Origin of the sequence: Parafrankia colletiae, assembly GCF_001854655.1 — a bacterium.
In the GTDB taxonomy this organism is placed as follows: domain Bacteria; phylum Actinomycetota; class Actinomycetes; order Frankiales; family Frankiaceae; genus Parafrankia; species Parafrankia colletiae.
Map to the genome: position 1 here is coordinate 98875 of NZ_MBLM01000163.1, position 14709 is coordinate 113583.

Genomic DNA, 14709 nt, shown 5'->3' on the forward strand with positions numbered 1-14709 from the left:
TGCGGGTGACGGTCTGGGATGCGCTGGTCGGGCAGGACTCCGTCGTCTCGACGCTCACCGCGGCGGCACGGGCGGCCGCGCTGGTGACGACGCAGGGCCCGCTCGCCGCGGCCCGCGCCGGAATGACTCATTCCTGGCTGTTCACCGGGCCGGCCGGGTCCGGCCTGGCCGTCGCTGCCCGTGCCTTCGCCGCCGCGCTGCTCTGCGAGAACAGCCCGCCCGGCTGCGGTCAGTGCCCGGGCTGCCACACCGTCCTGTCCGACACCGCCGCCGACCTGCGCACCGTCCGCCCCGAGGGGTTGTCGATCGGGGTGCGCGACGTGCGCGCCCTGATCCGGGACGCCGCCAGCGCTCCCAGCGCCGGCCGGTGGCGCATCCTGCTGATCGACGACGCCGACCGGTTCACCGACTCGGCGGCGAACGCTCTGCTCAAAGCCCTGGAGGAGCCGGCCGAGCGAGCGGTCTTCCTGCTCTGCGCGCCGTCCGTCGACGACGTCCTGCCGACGATCCGGTCCCGCTGCCGGTCCGTGGCGCTGCGCCTGCCGTCGGTGGACGACGTCACTGCCGCCCTTGTGCGGGAGGGCGTCGACGAGGGACTCGCGCGCATGGTCGCGCAGGCTTCCCAGGGGCATGTCGGGCAGGCCCGGCGGCTGGCCGCGGACCCGCAGGCCCGGGCCCGCCGGGAGGCGGTGCTACGGCTGCCGTCCCGGCTGAACCGGGTCGGTGACTGCCTGGCGGCCGCGGCCGATCTGGTCGACGCCGCCAACGCCGACGCGCAGGCCGCCAACGCCGACCGGGACGAGGCCGAGACGGAAGCACTCAAGACGGCCCTCGGAGTGGGCGCGACCTCGGCCGGCACCCGCTCCACCTCCGCCCGCGGCGGCGCGCGGGCCGGTGCCAAGCCGAAGTCGATCCAGGTCCGCGGCGCCGCCGGAGCACTCAAGGAACTCGAGCGGACGCAGAAGAGCCGCGGGCGGCGCACCGTCCTCGACTCCCTCGACCGGGCACTGGTCGATCTCGCCGGCCTGTACCGGGACGTCCTGGCCCATCAGCTGCGGGCGGGCGTGGCGCCCGTCCACCCGGACCACGCGGAGGCCATCGAGCGACTGGCGGCCACGGCCACTCCGGAGCAGACGCTGCGCCGCTGGGAGGCCGTCCTGGCGACCCGGCAGACACTCGCGGACAATCCGGGACTCGTGCCGCAGCTCACCACCGAGTCCCTCGCGCTCGCGCTACGCGACGCGTGAGAACCTGTTGCGTGACGTCGCCACCCGGAGACGGGCGCCGGCGGCGACCAGGCGGCGCGCCGCCGCCGCACGTGACGGGGGGATGATCATGCGGGTTGCGGCTGTCGGGGACCTTCACGTCGTTCCCGGGTCCGCGCACCGCCTCCGGCCCGTCTACCAGCGCGCGGCCCTGGTCGCGGATCTTCTCCTGCTCGCCGGGGACCTGACCAACCGGGGCGATCCCGAATCCGCGGCGGAGCTGTGCGCCGTCGTCGGGAACCTGGACCTGCCGGTGGTGGCCGTGCTTGGCAACCACGACCATGACACCGGCGTGGGCGACCAGGTCGCGGCGATGCTCGGCGCCGTCGGCGCCATCGTTCTCGACGGCACCGCGACGACTGTCGAGACGCCCGGTGGCCAGGTGGGGGTCGCCGGGGTGAAGGGCTTCGCGCAGGGCCATGCGGCCAGCGATCCTCCCGGCGCGGACGAGGCCTACCAGCTCCGTGACGCGCTGGCGGCGCTCGACACCGACCTGCGCATCGCGCTGACGCACTACGCGCCGGTCGCGGACACGCTCACCGGCGAGGATCCCGCGATCCACCGGTATCTCGGCAGCTCCCTGCTCGGCGCCGCCATCGACGGTGCGCTGGCCGGCGACGCCCCCGCGGACTCCCCGGCCGGCGCCGACCAGCCGGGTAGCCACGAGTCCGCGGGCAGCCAGGAGTCCGCCTCCTCGTGGTGGGCCTACGCGGGCACCGGGGCTGCCGCCGCGCGCACCGAGGGCGGCCGGCGGGCGGGCAACGCGGCGACCCTGCCGCGCCTCGGCGTCCGGCCGGAGCCGCACCTGGCCGCGGGGCGCCGCCGGGCCGCGGCTGCGGCCAGGCCCACCCGGGAGCCGGCGACCGCGCTTGCCGTCCACGGGCACGCCCACCACGGCCAGGAGATGGGCCGCACCCCGGGCGGGACGCCGGTCCGCAACGTCGCCCGGCCGGTGATCGTCGCACCGTTCGCCGTCTACCGTCTTCCGGGGGCCGCCCGGATCGGATGACGGCACGGCACGGCACAGGCCCGTCCGGCACGGCACAGGCCCGTCCGACGCGGTGCAGACCCGTCCGGTCACAGCCGATGGGGCGCGGGGTCCGCCGGCATCGCCGGCATCACCGGCATCACCGGGCAATCCGAGATGTGCGAACCGAGGGTGCTGACGCCATACCCGTCATAGTCTTCTCCGGGTGTACCGGGCACCCGAGTGGGGAAGGTGGCGGGCCGTCGCATGCCGATGATGTGTGCGGTGTCCTTCTCCCGGCGGGGTCGTCTGTACTACGCCGACCCCGGCCCGCACAACCCGCGGGTGGGCGACCGGGTGCTGGTCCCGACCGACGAGGGCGCTGAGGTCGCAACCTGTGTATGGGCCCCGCAGTGGGTCAGCGAGGACGTCGGCGGCCTGCCGATCCTCGCCGGGCTCGCCGGTGAGGAGGACCTGCGGCGCAACGACGCCTCCCGGCGGCGCCGGGCGCAGGCCAGGGTCGCCGCCCGCAGACTCGTCCGGGAGCATGGCCTGCCGATGAAGGTCGTCGGCGTGGATGTCGTCCTCGCGACGAACGCGATCACCGTCTATTTCACCGCGGAGAACCGGGTCGATTTCCGCTCGCTGGTCCGCGATCTCAACCGGACCCTCTCCGCCCGGGTGCAGCTGCGTCAGCTCTCTGCCCGGGACAGCGCAAAGCTGCAGGGCGGCATCGGTTCCTGCGGGCGGGACCTCTGCTGCTCCACCTTCCTCACCGACTTCGAGCCGGTGAGTGTACGCATGGCCAAGGATCAGAACCTCTCGCTGAACCCGATGCGGATCAGTGGCGCCTGCGGACGGCTGATGTGCTGCCTCCGCTACGAGCACCCGCTCTACGAGCAGTTCACCGCCGCGGTTCCCGCCCTCGGCGAGCGCGCCTCGACCCCGGTCGGTGACGGCCGTGTGGTCGGCCACGACGTCCCCCGCCAGCAGGTGACGGTCGAGCTCGACGGCGGGGGCCGGCACAGCTGTTCACACGCGGACGTCTGCGGATCCCGCCAGGCGTACGAGGCGACCCACGGCTCCCGGCAGCCGGCCTCCGGATCGGCCGTTTCCGGATCGACAGTTTCCGCACCGGCGGTTTCCGGACCGCCGAGCTGCGCCGTGGGCCCGGGAGCGGAAGCGGCCGCGTGGGCGGAGGGGGGCGAGGGGGCAACGGGGCCAACCGCCGGGGCGGCTGAGGGGTCCGGGCAACCGGGCGTCCCGCCGGACGTCTCCGGCTCGGAGCACTCGGAGCCCTCGGCGCGGCGCAGGCGGTCCCGCCGACGCGGGGAGCAGTAGACGCACAGCACACGCCAGGGCACGGGGCGGCAGCTTGCCGACGTCCGTTCCGCTGCCCGCAAACCGAGTACGCCTACACGATCCGGGGGGCACCGTGGGACGGTTGACGTGGTTGGTAAGACACGGGGAGAGCATGGCGAACGCGGGTCTGCCGACTGCGGATCCGCATGGCATCGCGCTGACCGAGCTGGGTATACGGCAGGCAGACGTCGTGGCCGACGCCGTTCCGCACGCCCCGTTGCTGGTTGTGACCTCAAGCTTCCTGCGGGCCCGGCGCACCGCCCGGCCGACTGCCCGCAGGTTTCCCTCCGTGCCCGAGGAGATCTGGGAGGTGCAGGAGTTCACCTATCTGGGCAGCCTGCACGGCCAGAACCTCAGTGACCGGGAGCGCGCGCCGTTCGCCGAGATGTACTGGCACGCGGCGAACCCGTATGCGGTCGACCGGCCGGATCTCGGCTGCGAGTCGTTCGCCGGGCTGATGGACCGCGCCGATCGGCTGCTGGCCCGGCTGAGCCTGATACCCGATGGCCTCGTCGTGGTCTTCAGCCACGGAATGTTCATCCGCGCGGTGGACTGGTGCCTGCGCAGCCGCGCGGGCAGTGCCGACCGCCTCGACATGGGCGGCTACCGGGAGCACCAACGGGGCAACCCCGTCCCGAACGGGTCGATCATCGAGTTGGACCTCGACGACAAGGAGCTCCGCGAGCCGATCGAACTCACGGATCGAAGCGGTAGCCCATTCCCCGGAGTGTGGTGACGAGCCGGCGTTGCGGCGGTCTGCCCTCGACCTTGGTCCGCACCCGCCGCACATGTTCGGTCACGGTGGCTGGATCCTGGAACCGGGTCCCCCAGACCTGTTCCAGGAGCTCCTCCCGGCTGAACACCCGGCGCGGGTGACGGGCCAGGAAGGCCAGCAGCTCGTACTCGCGTGCGGTCAGGTCCACCCGCTCGCCGGCAACGGCCACCTCACGGGCCCGCAGGTCGATCGAGACGTCGCCGTAGACGAGCGGCTCGTTGCCGTCGCCCGTGCGCTGCGGCGGGGCCTCCACGGGCCGGCGGCGCAGCCGGGCGCGGACCCGGGCAACCAGCTCACGCAGCGAGTACGGCTTGACCACGTAGTCGTCGGCGCCCAGCTCGAGGCCGACAACCCGGTCGACCTCCTCGGCACGACCGGTGAGCATGATCACAGGAACCTCGCTGGTCTGCCGCAGCCGACTCAGGACGGCGAAACCGTCCATCCTCGGCATTGCCACGTCCAGCACAACGAGATCCACCTCGGTGGTCTGGAACAGCCGCAGCGCCGCCTCGCCGTCCGCAGCCTCCAGCACGCGGTACCCGAATCGCTCAAGGCTGCGTGCCAGTGCGATTCGCGATGCCTCGTCGTCCTCGGCAACCAGCAGCGACGCTCCGCGCGTCGTTCCTGGCGCTCCTTCCCCGGCCCCGGTCATGGAGCGAAACCCTACGCAACCTCACCGGAGCCACTGCGACCGGGGGTGCCTTTTCGGCACCTTCAGACCGACCCGTCCGGAGAACCGCTCGCGATTTCGTCACGGAAAGCCCTGTCCGACATGCGATCAGTGCACGTCCCGATCCCGACACCTCCACGGGGCAACCGACGGTCCACCTCGCGTGGCTTACTGCTCAGAACATCAGATCAGTGACATCCCGACATCGGCACGCGACCAGCGGTCCACCGGGTACGTCACGGGATGCGAACGGCTGCGGGCGGATGCGCGCAGCCCCGGCCGCAGGTGCCGATCGCCACCAGGCTCCCGTCTGRCATACTCGTGCGGGCAGGGCAATGACGGTGTCTGTGAACCCGCACTCGCCCAGCAGTCGCCGGAGTAGCTCAGTGGCAGAGCAATCGCCTCGTAAGCGATAGGTCGCGGGTTCAATCCCCGCCTCCGGCTCACATCCAGTTCTGGTCGGGGAGACCCGAGCCGGCGGYTCCCGCCGGCAGCCCCGTTCACAGCCGAACCGTCCCGCGAACCCGCGCAGCATGACGGCCCACACAGTGGGCCGTCCCGGAGCCGCGTCCCCCACGGAAAAGGGYGGCCGGCGGGCTGTCCCCCACCAGCCGCCCGCGACGGCGCGCCCAGACCTCAGCGCGCGGGCGTCACACTCCGGTCACGCCGTGCGGGCGTGCTCGGCGGCGTCGTCAGCACCGTGCTCGGCCTCGGACTCCTTGAGCCGGGCGATCGAGGCGAGGATCTCCTTCTCCGCCTCGTTCCGGTCGACCCAGGAGGCGCCCTCCACCGACTTGCCGGGCTCCAGGTCCTTGTAGACCTCGAAGAAGTGCTGGATCTCCAGCCGGTCGAACTCCGGCAGGTGACGGATGTCACGCAGGTGCTCCTGGCGGACGTCCGCGACCGGGACGCACAGCACCTTGTCGTCCGGGCCCTTCTCGTCCGTCATGCGGAACATTCCGATGGTCCGGCACAGCACCAGGCAGCCCGGGAACGTCGGCTCCTCCAGCAGAACCAGCGCGTCGAGCGGGTCACCGTCCCGACCGAGGGTGCCCTCGATAAACCCGTAGTCGGACGGGTAGTGGGTGGACGTGAACAGCATCCGGTCGAGCCGGATACGCCCGGTGTGGTGATCCATCTCGTACTTGTTGCGCTGCCCCTTGGGGATCTCGATGGTCACATCGAACTCAAGGTCCACGCCGTTCCCTGTCTCCTTCGGTCCGTCCGGCGCCGACGGCCGGATCTGGTTCTGCCGCATGCACGCTGGTCTCACCTCGCGCCGGGCGCATGCCGCACGGGCCGGCTGCCTGRCACCCGGCCGTGACCGGAGTGCGTGCGGGTCCACTGTGCCCTGCGCGCGATGACGGGACGTGGCGGGGGCCCGGTCGGGCACCCGACTCGCCGGTCACCGCGGCCGGGATGCCGCGCGCGTCCGGTACATCGTGCCCGTCGCACCTCTGTGTGGGCACGGAAGTGTGGTCTTCTTCGTACCCGACCCCACCTGTTCGGCGGAGATCCGCCGGCCGTTTCTCCCCCGAACGCGCCCGCCCCGCCGATGTGAGGGAGATGTTCCCCCACGTCGGGGGCCAACGCGACCCGGGTCGCCCGCCGACGGGCCGCGGCCAGAAACGACGCCGCCGTTCCCGGGAGATCGGGCCCGTCCCGGGATGTCGAACAAGATCCCCACGGTATCAATACGGGGCGTGCGCGACACAGGGCTGTCCGGGCGCCGCGGGCCTGCGTAATCTTCCGCGGGTGACATCAGTGCCGCTGGCCGCGCGGACCGGTGGCCTCACGGCCCTCGCCGGCGCGCTGCTGGCCGGATCGCTGTCGACCGCGCCCGCGCCGACCCCCGGGAATCCGGCCCCTCCCCTGACGGGGCCCCGCGCCGAGGCGTCGGCCCTGCCCGGCCTGGACCCGGACGCCCCGAAGGCCGACCCGGCCGCGGTGGCCGCGCGCCTGGGCGGTGCGCTCGCCGACCCGATCCTCGGCGATCCCGCGGCGCTGGTGGTCGACGCGCTGACCGGTCAGGTGCTGGTCACCCGCCGGGCCACCACGCCGACCGCCCCCGCCTCCACGATCAAGATCGCGACGGCCACCGCCGCGCTCACCGCGCTCGATCCGGACACCACCCTCACCACCCGGGCGGTCTACCTCCCCCCGGCCGGCGGCTCCGCCACCACACCGGGCGGCACCCTGTGGCTGGTCGGCGGCGGCGATCCCACCCTGACCGCCAGCACGGGCCCGGCCGGTTACCCGCCCGCGGCCCGCCTGAGCGACCTCGCCCGCCAGGTGCGCGACACCGGCATCACGGCGGTCGGCACGGTGATCGGCGACGGCACCGCGTACTCCGGCCCGACAACCGCCCCCGGTTGGCGGGACGGCTATGTCTCGGACGGGAACGTCACCCCGGTCTCCGCCCTCGAGGTGGATGCCGGACGGTCCGCGCCGGGCGCGGGCGGGCCGCGCACACCCACGCCTGACGCCGCCGCCGCCGGAGCGTTCGCCGCGGCGCTCGGCGCGGTCGGGGTTCCCGTCGGCACGGTGGCCATCGGCCGGGCGGATCCCGCGGCGCGCGAGGTCGGCTCGGTGCACAGCCCGACGATCGCCGTCCTGGTCGAGCGCATGCTCACCGACTCGGACAACGACCTGGCGGAGAGCCTGGGCCGGCAGGTCGCCATCGCGCGGGGGCTGCCGGCGACCTTCGACGGGGCGTCCCAGGGCGTGCTGGGCGCGCTGCGCGACGCGGGAATCCCGACCGAGGGTGCTGTCCTGCGCGACACCAGCGGCCTGTCGATCGACAACCGGATCGCCCCGGCGACCCTGGTCGCGGCCCTGCGGACCGCGGTCATGCCTGGGCATCCCGCGCTGCGGACCGTCCTGTCCGGGCTGCCGGTCGCGGGGTTCACAGGAACCCTCGGTGATCGTTACGGGGCGGCCGACACCTCGCCGGCCGCCGGTGTCGTGCGGGCGAAGACCGGCAGCCTGCGCATCGTGACGAGCCTGGCCGGCGTGGTCACCGACGCCGACGGGCGGCTGCTGCTGTTCGGCCTGTTCGCCCCGGTCGAGGAGCAGGGTCTCACCAAGATGGCGCTGGACCGGGTGGCCGCGGCGCTCGCCTCCTGCGGGTGCCCGGCGGCGGCGTCCCCGCCGACCCGCGCGGCCCGACCGGGGTCCTCCGCACCGCCGCTGCCGCAGGGTTGAACAGGTCGTCCGCCGAAACTCGGGGAGATCGAGGCATTACCTTCAGGCACCTGAGTGCTTTTCCGAAAATCATTTGAAAAAGGTGCTGGTCGACGTCGGCCGCACGACCAGGATCGTCCGATCGGGCGGGCCGGGTGGGCCGAGGCCCGGTACGCTCGTATTCGTGGACGCTGAGCTGGTCGACTGGGGACTCGCTGTAGCAACGGCAAAAAAGCTCGTCCGACCCGGCCCACAGCGCAGTCGCGCGGAGGCGGACGAGATCGTGTCCGAGCTGCGGCGACTCGCGGTGGTGGCCGAAGGCCACGTTCAGGAGTACACCCGGCTGGTTCCCGCCGGTCCGGCCACGCCGATCGCGGTGGTCGACCGGCCCGAGTGGGTGCGCTCCAACGTCGCCGGGCTGCGGGTGGCCACCGCCCCGCTGATGGACAGGCTGTCCGAGCAGAATCGGGGCCGCCTCTCGGCCAGCCTGGGTCGGCGGGTCACCGGCATCCAGATCGGGTCGGCGCTCGCCTACCTGGCCGGGAAGGTGCTCGGTCAGTTCGAGATCTTCCTCCCTCCCGAGGAGTACGAGGAGGGCGGCAGCGGGGCCGGGTCGCCGCTGCTCGCCAAGCCCGCCGCGGGCGCGGCGCCGGGGTCGGCCCTCGACGCGGCGGCCCTGGCGGCCGCGGTCATGCGTCCGGTCGGCCGGCTGAGCCTGGTGGCCCCCAACATCGCCCACGCGGAGGAGACGCTCAACGTCGTCCCCCACGACTTCCGGCTCTGGGTGTGCCTGCACGAGCAGACCCACCGCAGCCAGTTCACCGCCGTTCCCTGGCTGCGGGAACACCTGGAGTCCGAGATCACGGCGTTCATCGCCGCCACCGACCTCGATCCGGACGTGCTGGCCGACCGGGTGCGGGCCGCTGTCACCGCGCTGCGCAGCGCGGTCCGCGACCACGGCCCGGAGACGACGAGTGTGGTCGAGGCCCTGCAGACACCGGCGCAGCGCGAGGTCCTGGACCGCCTGCAGGCGCTGATGACCCTGTTGGAGGGCCACGCCGACCAGGTCATGGACGCGGTCGGCCCGCAGGTCGTCCCGACGGTGGCCGACATCCGCGCCAAGTTCGACAACCGGCGCTCCGGCGGCTCACCCATCGACCGGTTCCTGCGCCGCCTGCTCGGGCTGGACCTGAAGATGCAGCAGTACCGGCAGGGCGGCGCCTTCGTTCGGGCCGTCGTGGCCGAGGTCGGGGTCGGGGGGTTCAACCACGTGTGGCAGTCGCCGCAGACGCTGCCCACCCGTCCGGAGCTGGCCGACCCGGGGGCCTGGATGCTTCGGGTGCTCGGCACCCGGCCGTCGATGTCCGCGTGACGGCTCGGTCCGCGTGACCCGCGGGCAGTGCGGCCAGTACGGGCAGCCGCTGTGACAGCGTCCCGGCCCGCCCCCGGCCCGCCGCCCGGCGCAGCCTCGGCGTCCCCTGCGGGCCCGGCAGCAGCCGGCGACGGCGCACCGGTTCGCCCGGGGGGCATGCCGGCACCGGCACTTTCGGCGGTGCGGCTGGCTGTCCGCGACGCGGTGGCCGACATTCCGCCCGGCGGGCTCGTTCTCGTCGCCTGCTCGGGTGGCTCCGACTCGTTGGCGCTCGCCGCCGCGCTGGCGTTCGTCGCGCCCCGCCGCGCGCTGCGCGCCGGCCTGCTGACGGTGGACCACGCCTGGGACGACACGTCGTCCGCCCGCGCGGCCGAGGTGGCAGAGCAGGGCGAGAGCCTGGGGTTGTCCCCCGTCGAGATCCTGGCGGCACCCGCGCCCCGTTCCGAGGGCGCCGCGCGGGACGCCCGCCGGGCCGCCCTGCTCGCGGCCGCCGGGCGTCTGCAGGCACACGCAGTGCTGCTTGGCCACACCCTCGACGACCAGGCCGAGACCGTGCTGCTGCGGCTCGCGCGCGGCTCCGGGGCACGCTCGCTGAGCGGCATGCCCGCCGCCGACGGCCTGATCCGCCGGCCCCTGCTCGGCCTGCGGCGGGCCCATACCCGCGAGGCCTGTCAGTTCCTTGACCTCCCCTTCTGGGAGGACCCCACCAACGCCGACCCGGCGTTCGCCCGGGCTCGCACCCGCGCGACGGTGCTGCCCGTCCTGGAGGCGGAGCTGGGGCCCGGTATCGCCGAGGCGCTGGCCCGCACCGCGGACCTGCTGCGGGCGGACGCTGACGCGCTGGAGGCGCTGGCCGACGACGCGTATCTCGACCTCACCGCCACTGCCGTGGCTCAGGCCCCGGCAGAGCTCGACCCGGCGCAGACGGCCCTCCGTCCGGCGCGGGTGGAGCTCGACGTCCAGGCGCTCGCCCCGCTTTCCCGGGCGGTACGGGGCCGGGTGCTGCGCCGAGCCGCGCTGACAGCGGGCTCGTCAGCCTCCGCGCTGCGTGCCTCGCACATCTGGGCGGTCGAGGAACTTGTGACCCGCTGGCGCGGGCAGAAGCCGGTCCCGCTCCCGTCAGGCGTGCTGGCACGCCGGACTGGTGGCAGGATCGCCATCGCCGGTCCAGACGCACCGATTCCCGCCGAACCCGCGGGACCGGGCGTCGCCGGGCCGGTCCACCCAGCACCCGACCAGGAGGACAGGCTGGTGAGCCAGGCGGCGACGGCGAAGGCCGACAACGACGGCACCTCGATCCCCGCTGCGGAGGTGTCCCCGGCTCGGGTCCATCCCGACATCGGCGACGTCCTCGTCAGCGAGCAGGAGATCGCGACGAAGATCGCGGAACTGGCGGCGCGGGTGGACGCGGACTACGCCGGTCGCGAAATCCTGCTGGTCGGTGTCCTCAAGGGCGCGGTGATGGTGATGGCGGACCTGTCCCGCGCGCTGACCGTGCCGATCACGATGGAGTTCATGGCCGTCTCGTCCTACGGGTCGACGACGTCGTCCTCCGGTGTGGTCCGCATCCTCAAGGACCTCGACCGTTCCATCGAGGGGCGGGACGTGCTGGTCGTCGAGGACATCATCGACTCCGGGCTGACCCTGTCCTGGCTGCTGCGGAACCTGCGGTCGCGGGGGCCGGCGTCGCTGGAGGTGCTGGCGCTGTTCCGCAAACCCGAGGCGATCACCGTCGACGTCGACCTGCGGTACGTGGGCTTCGACATCCCGAGCGCCTTCGTCGTCGGGTACGGCCTCGACTACGCGGAGCACTACCGCACCCTGCCCTTCGTCGGGACGCTGACACCCGAGGCGATCGCCCGGCGCGCCTGACCCGGYCTCGAGGGTCGGCTCGGCGGCGCCTGGCCACCGGCGCGGGGCAGGCGCCGGTGCGCGGCCATGGGCGGCCATGGAACAGTGCGGCCCCGCGGTCCGTTGCTCGGATGTACGGGCGGTGAGATGCGCGTACCGGCGGTACCCTCGGCACAAGGGAATCCCGATCGAGGGCAGCACACACGGCAGGAGGGTGGAGCGCTTGTGTCCGGCGCTCCAAACAGATGACTCCAAGACGAATCTTCCGCGGCTGGGTGCCCCTGCTACTCCTGGCCCTCTTCGTGATCATCCTCACGACCGGGGTGCTCTCCGGGCCCAGTGAGTACGAGAAGACGGACCTCAGTTTCGTCCAGCAGAAGATTGACCAGAGCTCCAGCGCCGCGGCCGACTCCCGGGTCACCGAGGCGACGATCCAGGACTCGAAGCAGATCATCCGGATCGAGCTGGGGAACGGCAAGAAGTACGAGTCGTCCTTCGCGACCGAGCAGGCGCTCACCCTCGCCAACGAGCTCAAGCAGCAGAACATCAAGTACGAGGTCACCGTCGACCGCGGGAACGTCCTCGTCTCACTGCTGCTGAACCTGCTGCCCGTGGTCCTCATCGTGATCCTGCTGCTGTTCTTCATGAACCAGATGCAGGGCGGCGGCAACCGCGTCATGAACTTCGGCAAGTCCAAGGCGAAACTGGTCAGCAAGGACACACCCAAGACCACGTTCGCGGATGTCGCGGGTGCCGACGAGGCGATCGAGGAGCTCCAGGAGATCAAGGAGTTCCTGGAGAACCCGGGCAAGTTCCAGGCCATCGGCGCCAAGATCCCCAAGGGTGTGCTGCTCTACGGGCCGCCCGGCACCGGCAAGACTCTGCTTGCCCGGGCGGTTGCCGGTGAGGCCGGGGTGCCCTTCTACTCGATCTCCGGCTCCGACTTCGTCGAGATGTTCGTGGGTGTCGGCGCGAGCCGGGTCCGCGACCTGTTCGAGCAGGCCAAGGCGAACGCTCCCGCCATCATCTTCGTCGACGAGATCGACGCGGTCGGCCGGCACCGCGGCGCGGGCCTGGGCGGGGGCCACGACGAGCGCGAGCAGACCCTCAACCAGCTCCTCGTCGAGATGGACGGCTTCGACGTGAAGGGCGGCGTGATCCTGATCGCCGCCACCAACCGGCCCGACATCCTCGATCCGGCGCTGCTGCGCCCCGGCCGGTTCGACCGCCAGATCGTCGTCGACCGCCCCGACCTTCTCGGGCGCGAGGCGATCCTGAAGGTCCATGCCAAGGGCAAGCCCATCGGGCCGGACGTCGACATGCTCATCATCGCGCGGCGCACCCCCGGCTTCACCGGTGCCGACCTCGCGAACGTGCTGAACGAGGCGGCCCTGCTGGCCGCCCGGTCGGATGTCCGGTTCATCTCCTCCGCGCTGCTGGAGGAGTCGATCGACCGCGTGATGGCCGGGCCGGAGCGCAAGACCCGGGCGATGAGCGACAAGGAGAAGAAGCGGATCGCCTACCACGAGGGCGGTCACGCGCTCGTGGCGCACGCCCTCCCCAACGCCGACCCGGTGCACAAGATCACCATCCTGCCGCGGGGCCGCGCCCTCGGGTACACGATGCAGCTCCCGCTGGAGGACAAGTACCTGTCGACCAGGTCGGAGATGCTCGACCGGCTCGCCGTCCTGCTTGGCGGACGCACCGCGGAGGAGCTCGTCTTCCACGAGCCCACCACCGGCGCCAGCGACGACATCGAGAAGGCGACCCAGATCGCCCGCGCGATGATCACTCAGTACGGCATGAGCGACAAGCTGGGCGCGATCAAGTTCGGCAGCGAGTCCGGTGAGGTCTTCCTCGGCCGCGACATGGGCCACCAGCGGGACTACTCCGAAGAGGTCGCCAGCGAGATCGACGACGAGGTGCGCCGCCTCATCGAATCCGCGCACGACGAGGCGTGGGAGATCCTGGTCACCTACCGCGACGTCCTCGACAACCTGGTCCTGCGGTTGATGGACATCGAAACGCTGAGCAAGGACGACATCCTCGAGGTCTTCGCGACCGTCCAGAAGCGGCCCAGCCGCGGCTCCTACACCGGTGTCGGGCGACGCATCCCCTCCGACCGGCCGCCGGTCCAGACCCCGGCTGAGCTGGGCCTCGTCCCGTCGGGCGTCACGGAGATGGTCAAGGGCGCACCGTCCGGCCACACCACGACGAACGGTGGCGCGCCGAACGGGAACGGCAACGGGAACGGCAACGGCGGGCACGCCGTCCGCCCCGCAGGAACACCCGACCCGGCCGTCCCGCAGCACCCGGCGCCGCCCAGCGGCGATCCGGTGCCCGGTGGGCCGGGGCAGGAACCGGCCGGCCCCGCCGGGCAGAGCGGTACCCCAGGGCCCGAATCACCCCGGATCGCCAATCCGTGGGCGCCTCCCACCTGGGACAACGATGACGACAGGAGACGCCGTTGAGCTCCGATTCCGACGAGGCGCGGACCGTTACGCGCCACGACGGCGACCCGGCGGCGGGATCCGTCGGAACCGAGCACGGTGATGTGCTCGCAGGGCCGGGCCCGGAGATCGGCTCTCCTGCGGGAACGGCCGGGGCAACGGGCGGGGCGGGCACCCTGGCGGAGGTCGCGGGCCGGCGGCGGCCGAAGCGGCCCGACCTGGTCCGCCCGTTCGACCACGACCGGGTCGCCCGCGCCGTGCGCGAGCTGCTGATCGGCATCGGCGAGGACCCGGACCGCGAAGGGCTGCGCAAGACGCCGGACCGGGTAGCCCGTGCCTATCAGGAGGCCGTCGAGGGGCTCGGCCGCGACCCGGCCGAGGTCCTCACGACGGTGTTCGACGAGGGCCACGACGAGATGGTCCTCGTCCGCGACATCGACTTCTCGTCGCTGTGCGAGCACCACCTCGTGGTCTTCGCCGGCAAGGCGCACGTGGCCTACATTCCGAACGAGAAGGGGCAGATCACCGGTCTGTCCAAGCTCGCCCGGCTGGTCGACCTGTACGCCCGCCGCCCGCAGGTGCAGGAGCGTCTCACCTCACAGGTCGCGGACGCGCTCGTCGACGTCCTGGACCCGCGCGGGGTGATGGTCGTCGTCGAGGCCGAGCACCTGTGCATGTCCATGCGGGGCGTGCGCAAGCCGGGCGCGACCACGGTGACGTCGGCGGTGCGCGGCCAGTTCCTCAGCCCGGCGACCCGCAGCGAGGGCATGTCGCTGATCATGCGCGGCCGCTGACCGCACGCCCCCGCCGGGCC

The 14709-nt window shown here is 72.6% G+C and carries 11 protein-coding genes and 1 tRNA gene; 10 read left to right on the top strand and 2 right to left on the bottom strand.

The window, feature by feature from the left end; translation table 11 throughout:
* Nucleotides 1–5: 5 nt before the first annotated feature.
* The 4 genes from CC117_RS30340 to CC117_RS30355 all read left to right on the top strand — a co-directional run bounded on the left by CC117_RS30340 (nt 6) and on the right by CC117_RS30355 (nt 4330).
* Entirely contained in the window at nt 6–1247 is a 1242-nt protein-coding gene (locus CC117_RS30340) for a DNA polymerase III subunit delta' (protein ID WP_071090685.1), read from the top strand.
* An 88-nt stretch (nt 1248–1335) separates the two neighbouring features.
* Nucleotides 1336–2274, top strand: a complete 939-nt coding sequence (locus tag CC117_RS30345; RefSeq protein WP_071091167.1) for a metallophosphoesterase family protein — start codon at nt 1336–1338, stop codon at nt 2272–2274.
* A gap of 225 nt (nt 2275–2499) precedes the next feature.
* Nucleotides 2500–3573 (top strand): PSP1 domain-containing protein, encoded by a 1074-nt coding sequence (locus CC117_RS30350; RefSeq protein WP_071090688.1) that lies wholly within the window; start codon nt 2500–2502, stop codon nt 3571–3573.
* A 94-nt stretch (nt 3574–3667) separates the two neighbouring features.
* Nucleotides 3668–4330 carry a histidine phosphatase family protein gene (locus tag CC117_RS30355; RefSeq protein ID WP_084133035.1) on the top strand — a complete coding sequence of 221 codons (663 nt, stop codon included), beginning with the start codon at nt 3668–3670 and terminating at the stop codon, nt 4328–4330.
* Here CC117_RS30355 and CC117_RS30360 read toward each other — a convergent pair.
* Nucleotides 4290–5021, bottom strand: a complete 732-nt coding sequence (locus CC117_RS30360; RefSeq protein WP_071090694.1) for a response regulator transcription factor — start codon at nt 5019–5021, stop codon at nt 4290–4292. The genes CC117_RS30355 and CC117_RS30360 overlap by 41 nt on opposite strands.
* 390 nt (nt 5022–5411) lie before the next feature.
* Between CC117_RS30360 and CC117_RS30365 the strand changes: the two genes are divergently transcribed.
* Nucleotides 5412–5483, top strand: a tRNA-Thr gene (locus tag CC117_RS30365).
* A 217-nt stretch (nt 5484–5700) separates the two neighbouring features.
* Here CC117_RS30365 and CC117_RS30370 read toward each other — a convergent pair.
* The gene (locus CC117_RS30370) at nt 5701–6237 is read right to left on the bottom strand and encodes an inorganic diphosphatase (protein WP_071091170.1); all 537 of its coding nucleotides are present in this window, start codon (nt 6235–6237) and stop codon (nt 5701–5703) included.
* Between the two features lie 566 nt (nt 6238–6803).
* Between CC117_RS30370 and dacB the strand changes: the two genes are divergently transcribed.
* From dacB to folE, 5 genes are all read left to right on the top strand, one after another.
* Nucleotides 6804–8243 carry a D-alanyl-D-alanine carboxypeptidase/D-alanyl-D-alanine endopeptidase gene (dacB, locus tag CC117_RS30375; protein ID WP_071090696.1) on the top strand — a complete coding sequence of 480 codons (1440 nt, stop codon included), beginning with the start codon at nt 6804–6806 and terminating at the stop codon, nt 8241–8243.
* Nucleotides 8244–8406: 163 nt separating this feature from the next.
* A complete protein-coding gene (locus CC117_RS30380; protein WP_071091173.1) occupies nt 8407–9594 on the top strand; it encodes a zinc-dependent metalloprotease in 1188 nt (395 codons plus the stop codon).
* A 156-nt stretch (nt 9595–9750) separates the two neighbouring features.
* A complete protein-coding gene (gene hpt / locus CC117_RS30385; protein WP_071090699.1) occupies nt 9751–11466 on the top strand; it encodes a hypoxanthine phosphoribosyltransferase in 1716 nt (571 codons plus the stop codon).
* Nucleotides 11467–11690: 224 nt separating this feature from the next.
* On the top strand, nt 11691–13916 hold the full coding sequence (gene ftsH / locus CC117_RS30390; RefSeq protein ID WP_071090702.1) for an ATP-dependent zinc metalloprotease FtsH: 2226 nt from the start codon (nt 11691–11693) through the stop codon (nt 13914–13916).
* The gene (gene folE, locus CC117_RS30395) at nt 13913–14689 is read left to right on the top strand and encodes a GTP cyclohydrolase I FolE (protein ID WP_071090705.1); all 777 of its coding nucleotides are present in this window, start codon (nt 13913–13915) and stop codon (nt 14687–14689) included. Before ftsH ends, folE begins: the two co-directional genes overlap by 4 nt.
* Nucleotides 14690–14709: the final 20 nt, after the last annotated feature.